We start from the raw sequence: 16,938 nt of genomic DNA, 5'->3' as shown, positions 1-16,938 counted from the left end.
ATGGCGATCTTCCTCAACGAGAACTCCAAGGTCATCGTCCAGGGCATGACCGGCTCCGAGGGCATGAAGCACACCCGCCGCATGCTCAAGGCCGGCACCGAGATCGTCGGCGGCGTGAACCCGCGCAAGGCCGGCACCAAGGTCGACGTCGACGGCGTGAGCCTCCCGGTGTTCGCCTCCGTGCAGGAGGCCATCGCCGAGACCGGCGCGAACACCTCCGTCGTGTTCGTGCCCCCGGCGTTTTCCAAGGCCGCCGTGGTCGAGGCGATCGACGCCGAGATCGAGCTGGTCATCGTCATCACCGAGGGCATCCCGGTGCACGACTCGGTGACCTTCTGGAACTACGCCGAGTCCAAGGGCAACAAGACCCGCATCGTGGGCCCGAACTGCCCCGGCATCGCGTCCCCCGGCAAGTCGAACGCGGGCATCACCCCCGCCGACATCACCGGCTCGGGGCCGATCGGCCTCGTCTCCAAGTCGGGCACGCTGACCTACCAGCTCATGTACGAGCTGCGCGACATCGGCTTCTCGACCTCCGTCGGCATCGGCGGCGACCCGGTCATCGGGACCACCCACATCGACTGCCTCAAGGCGTTCGAGGAGGACCCCGAGACCAAGGCGATCGTCATGATCGGCGAGATCGGCGGCGACGCCGAGGAGCGCGCGGCCGAGTACATCAAGAACCACGTGACGAAGCCGGTCGTCGGCTACATCGCCGGGTTCACCGCGCCCGAGGGCAAGACGATGGGCCACGCCGGCGCCATCATCTCCGGTTCGGCCGGCACCGCCGAGTCGAAGAAGGAGGCCCTGGAGGCCGCGGGCGTCAAGGTCGGGAAGACCCCGAGCGAGACCGCCCGCCTCATGCGCGAGGTCATCGAGAACCTCTAAGCGGCGCAAAGCGAAAGGGCCGGGCGGCGGTGCCGCCCGGCCCTTCGTCGTGCGACGGCGGTCCCAGAGCGGTCGGGCCGGACCCGTTCGGCCGCGCGGCGGCCCGTTCCGCCGGTCCCGGCCCGTTGCGGCCGGATCCGCTCCCCGGTCGCCCGCGCACCCGGTCGATACGATCGGGGCATGCCCTCGACGCCCCCGTCCCCGCATCCGAGTCCGCCCGAGATCCCGACCCGCGGCCCGGGCGCGGCAACGGCCGGGTGGGCGCTGCTGCCGCTGCTGGTGCCCGGAGCCGGTGCGCCCCTGGCGTTCGGGATCGCCGCCGGGCGGCGGCCCTCAGCGCGGACAGTGGCGCCGCTGATCGCCTACACCGCCGCGTTCCTGGGGTTCTTCGCGCTCATCCTCCCGTTCGACGTGGGCGAGACCCCCGGCTGGGCGCTGTGGAGCGCGTTCCTCGTCATGCTGGCCTCCACGTTCGGCGCCGCGATCCACTCCTTCGCGATCCGCCGGTACGTCTGGGCCCCAGTGCGAGCCGCCGAACCGGCGCCGCCGCCGAAGCCCGTCCCGGCCGGCGACTGGGTCGCCCCGGCCCTCGACCAGGCCGCGCGGCTGCGCGAGGACGCCCGGCGGCTCGCCGACGGCGACCCGTCGCTGGCGAAGCGCAGCGGCGTCGGCCGCCCCGACCAGCCGCGGCACCTCGACGACGGCGGGCTGGTCGACCTCAACCATGCGCCCGCCGACGTGCTGCGCGACCTCCCCGGCTTCAACGCGGCGCTCGCCGAGCAGGTCCGCGAGCGCGTCGAGCGCATCGGGCCGTTCCAGAGCCTCGACGAGGTGATCGTCGAGATCGGCGTCGCGCCCGGGTTCGAGCGGCACCTGCGCGAGTACGCGGTGCTGATCCCCTAGCGCCCTTAGGACTCCTCGATCCAGAAGTTGTCGTGGAGGGCGAAGAACTCCTTGCGCTCCTCGTCCGACAGCTCCCCGAGGGTCAGCAGGCCCTCGAAGTAGTCCTCGCGGGGCGCGCCCGGGTGGAACATGAGCAGCATCGAGGCGGGCTCGCCGGACTCGTTGCGGAAGCCGTGGACGCCGCCTTCGGGGACGTGCACGAAGTCGCCCGGCACGTGGTCGACCCACTTGGCGCCGTTGTAGATCCGGATCGTGCCGGTGAGGATGTAGAAGGACTCCGAGATGGTGCGGTGGAAGTGCGGGTCGGGCCCGGACCGGGCGCCGCTCATGTTCCACTGGTAGAGGCCGAACTGGCCGTTCGTGGTCGCGCCGGTCGCCAGGTAGTCGGCCGTGCCGCCGTTCGGGTACTCGATGTCGGGCGCCTGGCCGGCAGGCCGGAAGTACGCGCTGATCTCGCCTTCGTCGCCGAAGTACCGCGGTTCGGGATAGGACATGTCGCTCGCTTTCTCTCTGGGGCGGGGCCCGTGTCAGACGCTACCGGTCGGTCCGGCATATTGGTAGCGTTCCTAGCCGAGCGGCTAGCCCTGATCGTGAGGAGACGCCGATGCCCGAGACCGTGCTCTTTGTGAACGCCGCCGTGCTCGACACCGCCGCGGGGGTGCTCGTGCCGGGGCAGCGGGTGCTGGTGCGGGACGGGGAGATCGCGGCCGTCGGGGCCGATGTCGAGGCGGCCGACGCGAAGACGGTGGACCTGGGCGGGAAGACGCTCATGCCGGGGCTGATCGACTGCCACGTGCACGTCAACGCCCACACCGCGGAGCTGTCGGGGCTGGGCGACGAGTCGCCCGCCTATGTCGCCGTCAAGGCCGCGATCGAGCTGCGGGAGATGCTCCACCGCGGGTTCACGACAGTGCGCGACCCCGGCGGGGCCGACTTCGGCATCCACGACGCCGTCGCCGAGGGCCTCATCGACGGGCCGCGGATCTTCTTCGGCGGCAAGGCGCTCTCGCAGACCGGCGGGCACGTGGACATGCGCCCGCGCGGGCGCTCGGTGAGCGACGACCACCAGTGCTGCCCGGGCCTGGGGCTCGTGTGCGACGGCGTCGACGGCGTGCGCAAGGCCGCCCGCGAGCAGCTGCGCACCGGCGCGCACCACGTCAAGATCATGCTGTCGGGCGGCGTCGCCTCCCCCACCGACCGGATCGACTCGACGCAGTTCTCCCTCGACGAGATCCGCGCGATCGTCGAGGAGGCGCAGGCCGCCAACCGCTACGTCGCCGGGCACGCCTACACCGCGCGGGCCATCAACCGCGGCCTGGAGGCGGGCGTGCGGTCCATCGAGCACGGCAACCTCCTCGACGAGTCCAGTGTGGAGCTGTTCCTGGAGCACGACGCGTTCCTGGTGCCCACCTTGGTGACCTACCGGCGCATGTCGATCGAAGGCGCCGAATACGGGCTGTCCCAAGCGAACCTCGCCAAGAACGAGCTCGTCCTCGACGCCGGGCTCCGGGCCCTCGAACTCGCGCACAACGCGGGCGTCAACCTCTGCTACGGCTCGGACCTCCTGGGCGGCATGCGCAGGCACCAGCTCGACGAGTTCACGATCCGCGGCGCGGTCGTCCCCGCCGCCGACGTCATCCGCTCCGCCACCGTCACCGCCGCAAGGCTCCTCGGCGAAGAGGACCGCATCGGCCGCATCGTCCCCGGCGCCCGCGCCGACCTCCTCGTGGTCGACGGCGACCCCCTCGCGGACCTCGCCGTGCTCACCGACCCCGAAGCGCACCTGAAGCTGGTCATGCAGGGCGGCAAGGTGAAAGCGGGAGCACTCGACTAGCGGCGAACCCCACGGGTTGCACCCGCTTGCTAACTTCAATGGGCTCCGAACACTCCGGAAAACCAGGGAGCCCCCTTGAACACTGAATCGAACGGCATCGCCGACGCGCTCGCGAAGGCCGTGCAGGTCGTCAACGACGGCAGGCAGGCGCAAGAGGCGGCCGGGAACCAGACCGTCGAAGTCGAAGCGGCCGAAGGCATGATCCGCGTCTCCGCGACCCTCGCGGGCAAGGTCAAGGTCGACCTCGTCGACCCCCGCGCGGTGCGCCTCAGCAAGGAGTACCTGAGCGAGGAGATCACCAACGGCGTCAACGCCGCCCTCGACGCGGCCCGCGAGCAGGCGGGCATGCCCGGCGCGGTCGACCTCGCCGCCCTGTCGGAGAAGGTCGAGGAGATCCAGCAGCAGTCGGTGCGCCAGCTCGGCTCGTTCATGAACTCGCTCGCCGAGTCCCACACCAAGATCGTCCAGGCCGCCGCCCAGGCGAAAGGCCTCGACTGATGGCGGGCCTCCAGATCGACCCTGAAGGCCTCGACAGCGCCGGACAGGGCATGGAAGCGACCTCCGAGCGGTTCTTCACCGCCCTTGAGACGTTCACCGAGAAGATCGCGAGCCACAGCGACGCCGCGGGCGGCGACGAGATCGGCGGCATCATCGGCGAAGCGCATCAGGCGATCTTCGAATGGGCGATGGAGTGCTTCCAGGAAGCCGCCCAGTCGATCGCGGACGCGGGCTTCGACATCCGGGACTTCGCCGCGCAGCACCTCGCCGCCGACGAGGAGATCGCCCAGATCTTCAAGAGCATCAGCGGCGACATGGGAGGCGGTTCCTGATGGCGATCACGCTGCCTTCGGAGCTGATGGCCGTGCTCAGCGCCATCGGACACGATTTCCCGGAGTCCAACGAGGACGCACTCATGGACATCGGCCAGGCGTGGATGGACTTCGGCGGCGAGCTCGCCGACATCCTCGGCGAGTCCGGCGCCAGCGCCGCGCAGGCATGGACCGACCAGGTCGGCCAGGACATCGACGCGTTCAAGGCCTGGTGGGAGAGCGAAGACGGCCCCTCCGAGATCCTCAGCTCCGGGGCGACCGGCGCCATGGTCGGCGGCGCGGGCATGATGATCGCCTCGATCATCGTGCTCTGCTTGAAGATCATGGTGATCGTGCAGGTCGTGATCCTGGCCGTGCAGATCGCCCTGGCGATCGCCGAAGCGGCCGTCACCTTCGGCGCCTCCCTGCTCCAGATCCCGATCTTCCGGCAGATCACCAAGGAGATCGTCAGCAACCTCATCCAAGAGGCGATCTTCAAGCTGGTGGCGGGCTGATGGCCAAGGGCAAGGCGGGCGGCGGCCTCATCAAGGTCGCCATGAAGTTCCTGAAGAAGGCCGACTTCCAGCGGGCGAAGCGGGCGGCGCCGCACCGCCTCGAACCGCACCAGCTCAAACACATGCTCCAGGGCAGCGCGGGCACGACGCACTGGAACGGCCTGCGCTCCGGGCCAGGCAAGTACGGGCCGCGAACCGGGTACCACTACCGTCCTGGCGGGCAGGACATCCCCGGTCGGCGCATCCTCCCGCCGCCCAACAAGACCCACCCCAGCGGCGCCTACGACGTGCGCACCCAGTTCGAGGTCGACCAGAGCAAGGCCAAGGACGGCTCGAAGATGGTCTGGTCGGACAAGAAGGGCCCCGGCGGCAGCAGTACCTTCTTCCCCGACCACTGGACCCCGCAGCAGATCGACGGGGCCGTCTCCGGCGCGTTCAAGAACGGCACCAAGAACGCCGACGGCACCTGGACGGGCATGGGCCCCGACGGGCTCACGATCTCGGGCAGGTACGACACGAACAACGGCGGTATCGTGACCGCCTTCCCTGTGATCTAGTAAGGGCATCATGGCGATCACCAAGTTCTTCAACGACGCCTACGGGCGACCCGGCTACGAGGCGGACGACGAGCGGTACTGGAAGCTCGGCATCTGGCTCACCATGGAGATCGGCACGAATTTCGCCGCCGCGCTCGACGCGCTCGACTCCGTGGCCGAGGCGCTCGCCGGGGCCGCGGACGCCGGGGACTGGGAAGGCGAGAGCATGGAGGCGACCTTCACGCCCACCGAGCTCGTCCTCGTCGACTACGACGGCACCCAGGCCCGCTACCCGATGGCCGAAGTGCAGGCCGAGCTCGAACGCTACTGGCGCTTCCTGCTCACCCGCTCTCCCTCACCCGACACGGTCCGCATCCTGCGGCCCGACCTCCCGGAGCACGAGGCGTACCTGCTCCAGTGGGAGGAGACCTGGAAGAAGCGCCATCCCTACCGGGGCCGGATCGAGGGAATCCCCGCCACCGGGCCCGAGTAGCGCGAAGGCGCGGACCGCAGCTGCGGTCCGCGCCTTGCTTCTTGCTAGAGGTCGAAGTGGCAGGCGACCTTGTGGCCGCTCGCCGCTTCGCGCCATTCGGGTTCCTGTTCGGCGCAGATGTCCTGGGCCCAGGGGCAGCGGGTGCGGAAACGGCAGCCCGAGGGCGGGTTGGCCGGGGAGGGGAGGTCGCCTTTGAGGATGATGCGCTCGCGGGTGGCCTCCTTCTCGGGGTCCGGCTGGGGGACGGCGGAGAGCAGGGCCTTGGTGTACGGGTGGCGGGGGTGCTCGTAGATCGACTCGGAGTCGGCCTCCTCGACGAGCTTGCCGAGGTACATGACGCCGACGCGGTCCGAGAGGTGCCGGACCACGGCGAGGTCGTGGGCGATCACCAGGTAGGTGAGGCCGAACTCGCCCTGGAGCTCGTCGAGCAGGTTCATGACCTGGGCCTGGATCGAGACGTCGAGCGCGGAGACCGGCTCGTCGCAGACGATCAGGTCGGGCCGGAGCATGAGGGCCCGCGCGATGCCGAGGCGCTGGCGCTGGCCGCCCGAGAACTCGTGCGGGAAGCGCTCCAGCACGGTCTTGGGCAGGCCGACCGCGTCGAGGGTCTCGACGGCGAGCTTGCGTCGCTCCTCCTTCGAGCCGACGCCGTGGACCTTGAGCGGCTCCGACAGGAGCATGTCCACGTTGTGGCGCGGGTTGAGCGAGCCGAGCGGGTCCTGGAAGACCATCTGCATGCGGGAGCGGAACTTCCGCAGCCGCTCGCCCTTGAGGGACGTCACCTCGTCGTCGCCGAGGCGCACGCGCCCGCCCGTGGGCTCCTCCAGCCGCAGCACGGCCCGCCCGAAGGTGGTCTTGCCGCAGCCGGACTCGCCCACCAGGCCGTACGTGCCGCCCTGGGCCACTTGGAGACTCACGCCGTCGACCGCGCGGACGTGGCCGACGGTGCGCTCCACGACCACGCCGCGGCGGATCGGGAAGTGGACCTTCAGGTCCTCGACCTCCAGCAGCGCCGGGTCGGCGGAGGCGGCGGGAAGCTCGGGCTCCGCGGTCCGCTGCACCGGCACCTGCGGCGACTCGTCTTGCAGTGCATGGTCTTCGGTGCTCATGCGACCTCCTCGGCCATGACGCAGCGGTGGGCGTGCGCGGACCCGACGAGCGCGGGCTCGCCCGCGACGCACGCGTCGGCGACGCGGTCGCAGCGGGGCGCGAACGCGCAGCCGTCCTTCCAGCGGATGACGTCGGCGATCGAGCCGCGGATCGGCGTCAACGGCTCGTGCAGCGGCAGGTCCAGGCGCGGGATCGACCCGAGCAGTCCCACCGTGTACGGGTGCGTGGGCCGCGCGAACAGCTCGCGCACCGGCGCCGACTCGACCACGCGCCCCGAGTAGAGCACGTTCACCTCGTCGCACATGCCCGCCACGACCCCGAGGTCGTGCGTGATCATGAGCAGCGCGGTGCCCTCGTGGTCGACGAGGTCCTTGAGCAGCTCCAGGATCTGCGCCTGGATCGTGACGTCGAGCGCGGTCGTCGGCTCGTCGGCGATGAGCAGGCGCGGGGCGCACGCGACGGCGATCGCGATGAGCACGCGCTGGCGCATGCCGCCCGAGAGCTGGTGCGGGTACTCCTTGAGGCGGCGCACCGGGTCGGGGATGCCGACGCGGTCGAGGAGGCTCGCGGCCTCCTTGTTCGCCTTGTCGCCCTTGAGGCCCCGGTGCCGTTCGAGGACCTCGGTGATCTGCCGTCCGATGGGGACGACCGGGTTGAGGCTCGACAGGGGGTCCTGGAAGACCATGGCGAGGTCCTTGCCGCGGCGGCGGCGCATCGCGGCGGGCGGGAGCGACAGGAGGTCGGTGCCGTCGAAGACGGCCCGGCCGCTGACGTCCGCGCCGCCGCCCCTGCGGCGCCCGCCCCCGGCCGGGACGGCCTGGGGCGCGGCGACGGCGGCCTTCACCGAGCCGCCCGCGACCTCTTCGGCCGCGGCCTGGACCGGCTGGTCCCCCTTGCGTCCCTTCGCGGCCCGGCCGCGCGGGAGGAGGCCCATGACGGCGAGGCTGGTGACGGACTTGCCGCACCCGGACTCGCCGACGAGGCCGACGATCTTCCCCTGCTCCACGGCGAAGGAGACGCCGTCGACGGCGGTGGACGCGCCGAACGCGACCCGCAGGTCCTCTACTTCGAGCAGTGCCACTACTCCTGACTCCTCAGCCTCGGGTCGAGCGATTCGCGCATGGCCTCGCCGAGGAGGGTGAACCCGAGCGCGGTCACGATGATGGCGACCGCCGGGTAGATGGCGAGCTGCGGCGCCCCCGAAAGGAACCGCTGCGCGTCGGCGAGCATGGTGCCCCATTCGGCGCTGCCGGGGTCGGGGTTGCCCAGGCCCAGGTACGACAGGGCCGCGGCCTCGATGATCGCGGTCGCGAGCACCAGGGTCGCCTGGACGATGACGGGCCCGAGCGAGTTGGGCAGGATGTGCGAGACCACGATCCGTCCCTTGGGGACGCCCAGGGAGACCGCGGCGAGCACGTAGTCCGAGTGCGCCTGCGCCAGCATCGATCCGCGCAGCAGCCGCGCGAAGATCGGGATCTGCGCGACCCCGACGGCGACCATGACGGTGCTCAGCGACGGGCCCATGAGGGCCGCGACGCTCAAGGCGAGCAGGAGCATCGGGATGGCGAGGGCGACGTCGACGGTGCGCATGAGGACGGCCTCGACGCGCTCGCCCCAGCGGCCCCCGAAGGTGCCCGCGGCGGCGGCCACGCCGCCGATGACGGCGCCCGCGACGAAGCCGATGAGCGTCGCCACGACGCCCACCAGGAGCGTCTGGCGGGCCCCGACGATCATGCGGGAGAACATGTCCCGGCCCAGGTGGTCCAGGCCGAACCAGTTCTCGGCGCGCGGCCCGGGGAAGATGTTCCGGTTGAGGAACACCTCGCGGCCCCACGTCTGCGCGGTCGGGTCGTACGGCGCGATCCACGGCCCGAGGATCGCCACGACGACGAACAGGCCGACGATGACGGCGCCCGTGACGGCCATCGGGGAGCGCCGGAGCCTGCGGTACGACTGGCGCAGCAGCGAACCGGTCTGCGCCTCGCGGGCGGAGACGCTCGCCTCGATGAGCCGGTCGAGCTTCTCGATCTTCGCGATGGTCATGACCGCACCCGCACTCTCGGGTCGAGGAGCCCGTACGACAGGTCCACGATCAGGTTGATGGCGACGTAGAACATGGCGATCACCAGGATGAAGCCCATGAGCGCCGGGTAGTCGCGCTCGGTCGTCGCCTGGTACACGAAGGACCCGATGCCGCCGAAGGAGAACACCGACTCGGTGAGCACGGCGCCCGCGAACAGGCTGCCCAGGAGCAGGCCGATGATCGTGGCGATCGGGAGCATCGCGTTGCGCATGACGTGGCGGCCGCGGATCACGGAGGGCTTGAGGCCCTTGGCGTCCGCGGTGCGCACGTAGTCCTCGCCGACGACGTCGAGGACGCTGGCGCGGGTGATGCGCACGATGACCGCGAGCGGGATCGACGAGAGCGCGATAGCGGGCAGCACCAGGTGCAGCACCGCGTCCCAGGCGATGTCGAACTCGCCGGTGATCAGCCCGTCGAGCACGCGCAGGCCCGTGACCTCCGTGTAGTCGGCCCCGGCGGAGAGCCGGAACGTCGTGGGCAGCCACCCGAGCTCCTGCGCGAACACCACTTTCAGCATGGCGGCGAGGAAGAAGATCGGGATGCACGTGCCCAGGAGGGACCCGGAGACGGCGGTGAAGTCCAGCCACGTCCCGCGGCGCCGGGCCGCGAGGTAGCCGAGCGGAATGCCCACGCCGACGGCGATGATCATCGCGGCGAGGGACAGTTCGATGGTGGCGGGCAGCCGGTCGGCGAGCTCCGTGGCGACGGGCCGCCCGCTCGACAGCGAACTGCCGAAGTCGAAGCGGACGACCCGTCCGAGGAAGTCCCCGTACTGCACCCAGACGGGCTCGTCGAGCCCCAGGGCGGCCCGCAGCGCCTCCCGCTGCTGGTCCGTGGCGTTCTCGGGGAGCAGCCGGTTCTCGGGTCCGCCCGGGAGGGCCTTGAACCACGCGAACAGCAGCAGCGAGAGTCCCAAGAGGGCCACGGCCAGTTGCAGGAGGCGCTTGACGGTGTAGCGCAGCATGTTGTGCTAGCTGGGTTTCAGTTACGAGCCGGTGGTGAAGTAGACCTGCGCGAAGTTCTCCTGCGTCAGCGGGGAGACGTCCGGCGGGTACACGTTGGCGGCGAAGGCGATCGACGGCGGCGAGGACGACAGCGGCAGGCCCGGGAGCTCCTCCATCACGGCCTCGTTGGCGGCCTTCCACAGGTCGACGCGGGTCGCCTCGTCGGGCTCGGTGTTGGCGGCCGCGATCGAGTCGAAGACCTCCTGGTTGTCGAAGCCCCACTCGGTGGACTCGGCGGCGAACCAGGTGCCGAGGAAGTTGTACGGGTCGCTGAAGTCGCCGGTCCAGCCGAGCAGGTACAGCGGGCACTCGCCGGAGCGGGTGGTCGGGATGTACTCGACCCACGTGATCGGGCGGGCCTCGACGGTGACGCCGGCCGCTTCGAGGTCGGAGGCGATCATGTCAAAGATGTCCTTCGGCGCGGGCATGTACGGGCGCGACACGTCGGTCGGGTAGCAGAACGTCAGCGTCAGGTCCTCCTGGCCGGCCTCGGCGAGCAGGTCCTTGGCCTTGTCGACGTCGTAGTCGTACGTCTTGACGTCCTCGGAGTAGCCCTCCAGGCTCGGCGGGATGAACTGCGTGGCGACCAGGCCGCCCGGCGGGAGCACGTTGTTGACGATGCGCTCGCGGTCGACCGCGTACGACAGGGCCTCGCGGACCGCGTGGTCCTCAAGGGGCGCCTGGCCCTGCGTGTACGCGAGGTACAGCAGGTTGAACACGCCGCGGACGGGGACCTGGAAGCCCGCGTCGATGAGCGGCTGCACGTCGGCGGGGGCGGCGAGGTCGTAGCCCTGGATGTCGCCGGCTTCGAGGGCCTGGCGGCGGGCGGTCTCGTCGGAGATGGTGCGGAAGATCAGGGTCTTGACCTTCGCGGCGTCGCCCCAGTAGTTCTCGTTGCGCGTCAGGGTCACCTGCTGCTCGCCGTGGTCCCACTCGGTGAGGACGTACGGGCCGGTGCCCGCGAGGGTCCCGGCGGTCTGCGAGTACTCCGGCAGCGGCGAGTCGGCGGCGGGCAGCTCGACGTCGGCGATCGCCTCAAGGGAGGCGGGGCTGATGATCGAGAAGGAGCTGAGCGAGAACGCGCCCGGGAAGCTGGAGGTGTACTTGCTGAGCGAGATCGTCGCGTCCAGCCCGTCGGCCTCGCAGCCCTGGTAGATCGACTCGGCCTCGATGCCCATGGCCGGGTCGTTCTCGGTGAAGCCGCCGAAGATCGCGGAGTAGTAGTAGGTGAAGTTCGGGGACTGGAAGCCGCCCTTGAAGTTCGCCCAGCGCTCGAAGTTGGTGCAGACCGCGGCGCCGTCGAGGGCGGTGCCGTCGGAGAAGGTCACGCCTTCACGCAGGTGGAAGGTCCACTCGGTGCCCTCCGGGTTCTGGTCCCACGACTCGGCGAGGCCCGGCACGTTGTCGGTGCAGTCGGTGTCGACGAGGGTCTCGTAGATCTGGCGCGTGACGCGGAAGGTCTCGCCGTCGGAGGCGAGGACCGGGTCCATGCTGGTCGGGTCGCCCGGGGAGCCGAAGACGAACGGCTGCGACTCGTTGGCGGCGGTGTCCGCCTCGGGGGTCCCGTCCGTGCGCTCGGGGCAGGAGAAGTCGAAGTCCTCGGCGGAGTCGGCGTCGCCGCCGGTGTCGCCGTCGGAGCCGCAGGCGGCGAGGATGCCCACTGCCATCGCGGCGCTCGCCGCGGCGGCCAGGACGCGCCTGACTGGGGTTGGGGACGTGCGCATAGGTTGTCTCACCCGTCGGTCGTTGGGTATTCGGAGGTACCTGACAGACTAGAACACGGTGAGTTACACCACTGTTAAGCGTTATGTGATCGTGACCGTTCCGCGGGCTATTGTTACCGAATCCGGATCAACCATGCACAAGCGAAAAACGTTGTACGACAACGCCTTTCAAATCGGTGCAAGCGCGGCGCGGAACGGCGCGGGCGGTCCACTCAGTCCATGGTCCGGCGGCCCGAGAAGGCCCGCCCGAGAGTCACTTCGTCGGCGTACTCCAGGTCGCCGCCCACGGGCAGGCCGCTGGCCAGCCGCGTCACCTTGAGCCCCATGGGTTTCAGCAGCATCGCCAGATACGTGGCGGTGGCCTCGCCCTCGGTGTTCGGGTCGGTGGCGATGATGAGCTCGGTGGTCTCGCCGGCCTGGAGCCGCACCATGAGCTGGCGGATGCGCAGGTCGTCGGGGCCGATGCCCTCCAAGGGGTTGATGGCTCCGCCGAGCACGTGGTACCGGCCGCGGAACTCGCCGGTCCGCTCGATGGCGAGCACGTCCTTCGGCTCCTCGACGACGCAGATGAGCGCCTCCGAGCGGCGCGGGTCGCGGCAGATGCCGCACTGCTCGCCTTCGGTGACGTTGCCGCACGTCTCGCAGAACCGGACCTGGGCCTTCACCCGCTCCAGCGCCGAGGTGAGCCGCTCGACGTCCGCGCTCTCCGACGCCAGCAGGTGGAAGGCCAGCCGCTGCGCACTCTTCGGGCCGATCCCGGGCAGCTGCCCGAGCTCTTCGATGAGGTCGCCCAAAGCCCCGTCGTACAAGGAATCTCCTCCGTGGTTCCGCGTGTGGGTGGGGACGGGCTACATGCCCGGGAGGCCCATGCCGCCGAGGGCGTCGCCGAGCGGGCCCATCTTCTCGGCGGCGAGGCGCTTGGCGTTGTCGTTCGCGGCCTGGACGGCGGCGATGATGAGGTCTTCGAGGGTCTCGACGTCCTCGGGGTCGACCGCCTGCGGGTCGATCTTGACGGCCTTGAGCTCGCCGTCGCCGGTGACGGTGGCGGTGACGAGCCCGCCGCCCGCCGCGGCGCTGACCTCGGTCTCGGCCAGTTCGGCCTGGGCCTTCAGCATGTCGGTCTGCATCTGCTGCGCCTGCTGGAGCAGCTTCTGCATGTCTCCGCCCGGGAACATGTCCATGTTTCGTCCTCGCGTTCGGTCTTCCGGTTCCTTGGTCTGGCGGCAAGCCTAGCCGCACGGGGCGACGGCGGCGGGGCGCGCACGCCCGGCCGCGGGGCCGACTGCGCCCCGGAACCGGGTCAGCGGGCGATCTGCTTGGCGCCGAACGCCGTGGTGATGAGCTTGATCGCCTGCTCCTCACTGGTGCCGAACCCGCCCGGGGCGACCGGGTCGTCGGGGCTGGGCTCGTCGTAGTCGTCCGGCGGGGGCTCCTCGACGGCTTCGGCTGCGGGCGCGGCGGCCTGGCGGCCGGGGGCCGCGGCGGGCCGCGACGCGGGCGCGGCCGATCTAGGCGCCGGGGCCGGCGCCGCTCCCGCCGGGGCTTTTGGGAGGGTCCCCGCCTCCCCCACTTCGCACCGGATCTTCCAGGTGCCGCCGAGGACCTCGCCGAGGACGCCCACGACGATGCCGTAGGCGGGCTCCTTCTGGAGGTTCTCGGCGTGGAACGCGTGCTTGAACGCGAGCACCAGTTCGCCCTCGCCCGCGTCGGCGATGGTGGCGTCCTGGAGGAGCGCGGCGGTGGTGCGCTTGCGGTCCTTGACGGCCATCATGATGCGGTCCCACTGACGGCGCACGGACGCGGCCGACGTGCCGCCTCCGGCGGGCTCGGGCGCGGGCTCGTAGACGGGGGCCGGTTCGGGCTCGGACCACTCCTCGGCCGGGGGTTCCGGCGCGGGCGCGGCGGCCGCGGGTTCGGGCGCTTTCTCCTGCGGCGCTTCGGTTTCCTCCCACGGCGGGACCGCGGTCTTCGGTTCGGCGGCGGGAGCCGGGGCGGGCGCTTCGGCGGGCTTCGCGAGCGCGGACCGGACCGCGGCGGGGCCGGTCTCGGCGGGCGCGGGGGCCGGGGCCGCGGCGGGCCGCACGGGGGCGGCGAGGGCCGCTCCGGCGGCGCGCTGCTCCAGGGTTTCGAGGCGCTGCATGAGCCCGGCCATCGACTCGTCGGAGCCGGGGAGGATCGCGCGCACGCAGGCGAGTTCGAGGAGCAGTCGCGGCGCGGTGGCGCCGCGCATCCCCGCGAGCCCGGCGGCGACGACCTCGGCCATGCGCGCGAGCGTCGAGGTGCCCATGCGGGTGGCCTGGCTGGTCATCTTGGCGAGCTGGTCGGCGGGGGCGTCGACGAGGCCGTTCGCGCCCGCGTCGGGGACCTGCGTGAGGACGATGAGGTCGCGGAGGCGTTCGAGGAGGTCCCCGGCGAAGCGGCGCGGGTCGTGGCCGCCTTCGACGACGCGCTCGACCACTTCCATGACGGCCGCGCCGTCAGCCGCGGCGAACGCCTCGCACATCTCGTCGAGGAGCCCGGCGTCGGTGACCCCGAGGAGCCCGGCGGCCCGCTCGTAGGTGACCCCTTCGGGTCCGGCTCCGGCGATGAGCTGGTCGAGGACCGAGAGCGTGTCGCGCGCGGAGCCGCCCCCGGCGCGGACCACGAGCGGGAGCACGTCGTCGGCGACGACCGCCCCCTCCTCGTCGCAGAGCTTGCGGCACAGCTCGCGCATCGCGGGCGGCGGGATCAGCCGGAAGGGGTAGTGGTGCGTGCGGGAGCGGATGGTCGGGAGGACCTTGTCCGGCTCGGTGGTGGCGAAGATGAAGAGCACGTAGTCCGGCGGCTCCTCGACGAGCTTGAGCAGCGCGTTGAAACCGGCGGCGGTGACCATGTGCGCTTCGTCGATGATGTAGATCTTGAAGCGGGAGTCCACGGGCGCGAAGACGGCGCGTTCGCGCAGCTCGCGGGCGTCGTCCACGCCGCCGTGGCTGGCGGCGTCGATCTCGATCACGTCGACCGAGCCGTGCCCGTCGGCGGCCAGCGCGCGGCAGGAGCGGCACTCGCCGCAGGGCTCGGGCGTGGGGCCCTGGGCGCAGTTGAGGGAGCGGGCGAGGATGCGGGCGGAGGAGGTCTTGCCGCAGCCGCGCGGGCCGGAGAAGAGGTAGGCGTGGTTGAGGCGTCCGGCGCGGATGGCGTTGATGAGGGGTTCGGTGACGTGCTCCTGGCCGACCACTTCCGCGAAGGTCTGCGGCCGGTATTTGCGGTAGAGCGCGAGTGCCACGTCGTCCTCCTGTTGCCGTTCGCCCCACACGCCGGTTCGCGGCGCGCCTGAAGCCAGGGTACGGCCTGGGTCCGACGTTCTGCGGCTGACCGGGGGTCTTGGTGCGGCGGTCATACGACGGTGGATTCGGGGGGTGGCTCAGAACGGATGAAAGCGGTATCCTCTTAAAACCACAAGACATTTAAACGTTTCAATGTAAAGGAGCTCCCCCCTTGCGCACTCCCGCTCCGACCCGCCGCGCGCGGCTCGCCCGGTGGCTGGCCGCCGCCGTCGTGGCCGTCTGCACCGCGGCCGGGTTCACCGCCCTCGGCTCGGCCCCGGCCGCCGCCGTGGAGACCGGTACCTGGTACCGGATCGTCAACGACTTCTCCGGCCTCGCCGTCAGCATCCAGGACGGCTCCACGGCGACCGGCGCGGCCGCCGTGCTCGCCGCGCAGTCCTCGGCCACCAGCCAGCAGTTCCGATTCGTCGACTCCGGCAGCGGCTACTACCGGATCCAGGCCCGGCACTCGAATCAGGTACTCGACGTCTACGCCAAGTCCACCGAGAACGGCGCGGACCTCGTGCAGTGGACCGACAACAACGGCACGAACCAGCAGTGGCAGGTGAACACCCAGTCCGACGGCTCCGTCGAACTCGTGAACCGCAACTCCGGCAAGGCCCTCGACAACTGGGAGTGGGCCACGAGCGCCGGCTCGCGCGTCTCCCAGTACGACCGCAACAACCTCGAATCCCAGCACTGGAAGCTCGTCCCCGTGGCCGCCGCCGGGAACGGCGCGGTCAACGACCCGAACCTCCAGTACTACGGGCGCTGGAACACCGCCGACGCGTCGTTCTACACGATGGGCTGGGCGGGCGGCTACGTCGAGGCGGCCTTCACCGGCTCCTCGATCGGCGTGAAGCTGCGCAACACGATCGACATGTACTACTCGGTCGACGGCGGCGCCGAGACCTGGATGCGGGCCGTCTCCGGGAACGTCACGATCCGGACCGGACTCTCCTCGGGGACCCACACGATCCGCATCGGCTTCCGCGAGAAGGCCGGGTCGTACACCGGCGACCCGGCGTTCGGCGGGCTCATCCTCGCCTCCGGGGGCGCGACCAGCGCGATCGGCCGCCCGGCGAACTTCGTGGAGTTCATCGGCGACTCCATCACCGTGGGCCAGCCGAACGGGAACCGGCCGTTCACTGCGTATCCGTACCTGGTGGGCGACAACCTGAACGCGGGCCACACGCAGGTCGCGCAGGGCGGCGCATGCCTGGTCAGCACCTCCGACGGATGCTGGGGGATGATGGACTGGTTCCGCCGCACCTCCATGGCGTCCACTTCGGACGACTGGAACTTCTCGCGGTACCAGGCCACGGCCGTGGTGATCAACCTGGGCACCAACGACGTCGGGCACGGGGTCTCCACGACCGCGTTCCAGGCGAACTACATCACCATGCTGGAGCGGGTGCGCCAGGCCTACCCGAACGCGCACATCTTCGCCATGGAGACGTTCCGGAACCGGTACAGCCCCGAGACGCAGAACGCCGTCAACGCGCGGGTCAGCGCCGGTGACAGCAAGGTCCACTTCGTCGACACGACCGGGTGGCTGCCCGACGCGGGCGACCTCGTCGACTCGGTGCACCCGAGCGACGCGGGCCACCTCAAGATCGCCGACCGGCTGACCTCGATCATCGACCAGTACATCTGACTCTGGACGAGCGGTGCCCGCCCTGGTCGGGGCGGGCACCACTAATCCACTGGGGACGAATCCTATAGGATATACGATAT

At 70.7% G+C, this 16,938-nt stretch carries 18 protein-coding genes; 9 read left to right on the top strand and 9 right to left on the bottom strand.

The annotated features are described in order from the left end of the window. Positions 1 to 888: a succinate--CoA ligase subunit alpha gene (sucD, locus tag B0I28_RS07720; protein WP_106363193.1), complete on the top strand. Its 888-nt coding sequence runs from the start codon at positions 1 to 3 to the stop codon at positions 886 to 888. A gap of 180 nt (positions 889 to 1,068) precedes the next feature. Continuing rightward, positions 1,069 to 1,791 (top strand): ComEA family DNA-binding protein, encoded by a 723-nt coding sequence (locus B0I28_RS07715; RefSeq protein WP_146148005.1) that lies wholly within the window; start codon positions 1,069 to 1,071, stop codon positions 1,789 to 1,791. A gap of 5 nt (positions 1,792 to 1,796) precedes the next feature. Here B0I28_RS07715 and B0I28_RS07710 read toward each other — a convergent pair whose 3' ends face one another. Next, positions 1,797 to 2,285, bottom strand: a complete 489-nt coding sequence (locus B0I28_RS07710) for a cupin domain-containing protein (RefSeq protein ID WP_106363191.1) — start codon at positions 2,283 to 2,285, stop codon at positions 1,797 to 1,799. A 110-nt stretch (positions 2,286 to 2,395) separates the two neighbouring features. Between B0I28_RS07710 and B0I28_RS07705 the strand changes: the two genes are divergently transcribed. The 6 genes from B0I28_RS07705 to B0I28_RS07680 all read left to right on the top strand — a co-directional run bounded on the left by B0I28_RS07705 (position 2,396) and on the right by B0I28_RS07680 (position 5,978). Beyond that, a complete protein-coding gene (locus tag B0I28_RS07705) occupies positions 2,396 to 3,625 on the top strand; it encodes a metal-dependent hydrolase family protein (protein WP_106363190.1) in 1,230 nt (409 codons plus the stop codon). A 75-nt stretch (positions 3,626 to 3,700) separates the two neighbouring features. Further along, complete coding sequence (locus tag B0I28_RS07700; RefSeq protein ID WP_106363189.1) at positions 3,701 to 4,123, top strand: YbaB/EbfC family nucleoid-associated protein; 423 nt, start codon at positions 3,701 to 3,703, stop codon at positions 4,121 to 4,123. Then, positions 4,123 to 4,455 carry a hypothetical protein gene (locus B0I28_RS07695; RefSeq protein WP_106363188.1) on the top strand — a complete coding sequence of 111 codons (333 nt, stop codon included), beginning with the start codon at positions 4,123 to 4,125 and terminating at the stop codon, positions 4,453 to 4,455. The genes B0I28_RS07700 and B0I28_RS07695 overlap by 1 nt, the downstream gene beginning before the upstream one ends. Further along, positions 4,455 to 4,949: a WXG100-like domain-containing protein gene (locus B0I28_RS07690; protein ID WP_106363187.1), complete on the top strand. Its 495-nt coding sequence runs from the start codon at positions 4,455 to 4,457 to the stop codon at positions 4,947 to 4,949. The genes B0I28_RS07695 and B0I28_RS07690 overlap by 1 nt, the downstream gene beginning before the upstream one ends. After that, positions 4,949 to 5,506 carry an EndoU domain-containing protein gene (locus B0I28_RS07685; protein ID WP_106363186.1) on the top strand — a complete coding sequence of 186 codons (558 nt, stop codon included), beginning with the start codon at positions 4,949 to 4,951 and terminating at the stop codon, positions 5,504 to 5,506. Before B0I28_RS07690 ends, B0I28_RS07685 begins: the two co-directional genes overlap by 1 nt. A gap of 10 nt (positions 5,507 to 5,516) precedes the next feature. Next, on the top strand, positions 5,517 to 5,978 hold the full coding sequence (locus tag B0I28_RS07680) for a hypothetical protein (RefSeq protein WP_106363185.1): 462 nt from the start codon (positions 5,517 to 5,519) through the stop codon (positions 5,976 to 5,978). Between the two features lie 44 nt (positions 5,979 to 6,022). Here B0I28_RS07680 and B0I28_RS07675 read toward each other — a convergent pair whose 3' ends face one another. The 8 genes from B0I28_RS07675 to B0I28_RS07640 all read right to left on the bottom strand — a co-directional run bounded on the left by B0I28_RS07675 (position 6,023) and on the right by B0I28_RS07640 (position 15,161). Continuing rightward, complete coding sequence (locus B0I28_RS07675) at positions 6,023 to 7,087, bottom strand: ABC transporter ATP-binding protein (protein ID WP_106363184.1); 1,065 nt, start codon at positions 7,085 to 7,087, stop codon at positions 6,023 to 6,025. Beyond that, positions 7,084 to 8,169, bottom strand: a complete 1,086-nt coding sequence (locus tag B0I28_RS07670) for an ABC transporter ATP-binding protein (protein ID WP_219926616.1) — start codon at positions 8,167 to 8,169, stop codon at positions 7,084 to 7,086. Before B0I28_RS07670 ends, B0I28_RS07675 begins: the two co-directional genes overlap by 4 nt. After that, positions 8,169 to 9,131: an ABC transporter permease gene (locus tag B0I28_RS07665; RefSeq protein ID WP_106363183.1), complete on the bottom strand. Its 963-nt coding sequence runs from the start codon at positions 9,129 to 9,131 to the stop codon at positions 8,169 to 8,171. Before B0I28_RS07665 ends, B0I28_RS07670 begins: the two co-directional genes overlap by 1 nt. Further along, positions 9,128 to 10,135, bottom strand: coding sequence for an ABC transporter permease (locus tag B0I28_RS07660; RefSeq protein WP_106363182.1), 1,008 nt, complete (start codon positions 10,133 to 10,135; stop codon positions 9,128 to 9,130). The genes B0I28_RS07665 and B0I28_RS07660 overlap by 4 nt, the downstream gene beginning before the upstream one ends. A 21-nt stretch (positions 10,136 to 10,156) precedes the next feature. After that, positions 10,157 to 11,899, bottom strand: a complete 1,743-nt coding sequence (locus B0I28_RS07655; RefSeq protein ID WP_219926615.1) for an ABC transporter substrate-binding protein — start codon at positions 11,897 to 11,899, stop codon at positions 10,157 to 10,159. Positions 11,900 to 12,111: 212 nt separating this feature from the next. Further along, the gene (gene recR, locus B0I28_RS07650) at positions 12,112 to 12,708 is read right to left on the bottom strand and encodes a recombination mediator RecR (protein WP_106363180.1); all 597 of its coding nucleotides are present in this window, start codon (positions 12,706 to 12,708) and stop codon (positions 12,112 to 12,114) included. A 39-nt stretch (positions 12,709 to 12,747) separates the two neighbouring features. Next, complete coding sequence (locus B0I28_RS07645; RefSeq protein WP_219926649.1) at positions 12,748 to 13,074, bottom strand: YbaB/EbfC family nucleoid-associated protein; 327 nt, start codon at positions 13,072 to 13,074, stop codon at positions 12,748 to 12,750. A gap of 125 nt (positions 13,075 to 13,199) precedes the next feature. Beyond that, complete coding sequence (locus tag B0I28_RS07640; RefSeq protein WP_181245686.1) at positions 13,200 to 15,161, bottom strand: DNA polymerase III subunit gamma and tau; 1,962 nt, start codon at positions 15,159 to 15,161, stop codon at positions 13,200 to 13,202. Positions 15,162 to 15,373: 212 nt separating this feature from the next. Between B0I28_RS07640 and B0I28_RS07635 the strand changes: the two genes are divergently transcribed. Then, the gene (locus tag B0I28_RS07635; protein WP_106363177.1) at positions 15,374 to 16,858 is read left to right on the top strand and encodes an RICIN domain-containing protein; all 1,485 of its coding nucleotides are present in this window, start codon (positions 15,374 to 15,376) and stop codon (positions 16,856 to 16,858) included. The last annotated feature ends 80 nt before the right edge of the window (positions 16,859 to 16,938 follow it).

Origin of the sequence: Glycomyces artemisiae, assembly GCF_003002955.1 — a bacterium.
Lineage (GTDB): Bacteria > Actinomycetota > Actinomycetes > Mycobacteriales > Micromonosporaceae > Glycomyces > Glycomyces artemisiae.
This window is presented reverse-complemented; position numbering and strand designations above follow the sequence as displayed.

Bases quoted from the DNA above. Each gene is read 5' to 3' on its own strand.
- B0I28_RS07675 (WP_106363184.1), bottom strand. From the start codon at position 7,087: ATGAGCACCGAAGACCATGCACTGCAAGACGAGTCGCCGCAGGTGCCG.
- sucD (WP_106363193.1), top strand. From the start codon at position 1: ATGGCGATCTTCCTCAACGAGAACTCCAAGGTCATCGTCCAGGGCATG.
- B0I28_RS07680 (WP_106363185.1), top strand. From the start codon at position 5,517: ATGGCGATCACCAAGTTCTTCAACGACGCCTACGGGCGACCCGGCTAC.
- B0I28_RS07705 (WP_106363190.1), top strand. From the start codon at position 2,396: ATGCCCGAGACCGTGCTCTTTGTGAACGCCGCCGTGCTCGACACCGCC.
- B0I28_RS07715 (WP_146148005.1), top strand. From the start codon at position 1,069: ATGCCCTCGACGCCCCCGTCCCCGCATCCGAGTCCGCCCGAGATCCCG.
- B0I28_RS07660 (WP_106363182.1), bottom strand. From the start codon at position 10,135: ATGCTGCGCTACACCGTCAAGCGCCTCCTGCAACTGGCCGTGGCCCTC.
- B0I28_RS07695 (WP_106363188.1), top strand. From the start codon at position 4,123: ATGGCGGGCCTCCAGATCGACCCTGAAGGCCTCGACAGCGCCGGACAG.
- B0I28_RS07685 (WP_106363186.1), top strand. From the start codon at position 4,949: ATGGCCAAGGGCAAGGCGGGCGGCGGCCTCATCAAGGTCGCCATGAAG.
- B0I28_RS07655 (WP_219926615.1), bottom strand. From the start codon at position 11,899: ATGCGCACGTCCCCAACCCCAGTCAGGCGCGTCCTGGCCGCCGCGGCG.
- B0I28_RS07645 (WP_219926649.1), bottom strand. From the start codon at position 13,074: ATGTTCCCGGGCGGAGACATGCAGAAGCTGCTCCAGCAGGCGCAGCAG.
- B0I28_RS07665 (WP_106363183.1), bottom strand. From the start codon at position 9,131: ATGACCATCGCGAAGATCGAGAAGCTCGACCGGCTCATCGAGGCGAGC.
- B0I28_RS07710 (WP_106363191.1), bottom strand. From the start codon at position 2,285: ATGTCCTATCCCGAACCGCGGTACTTCGGCGACGAAGGCGAGATCAGC.
- B0I28_RS07690 (WP_106363187.1), top strand. From the start codon at position 4,455: ATGGCGATCACGCTGCCTTCGGAGCTGATGGCCGTGCTCAGCGCCATC.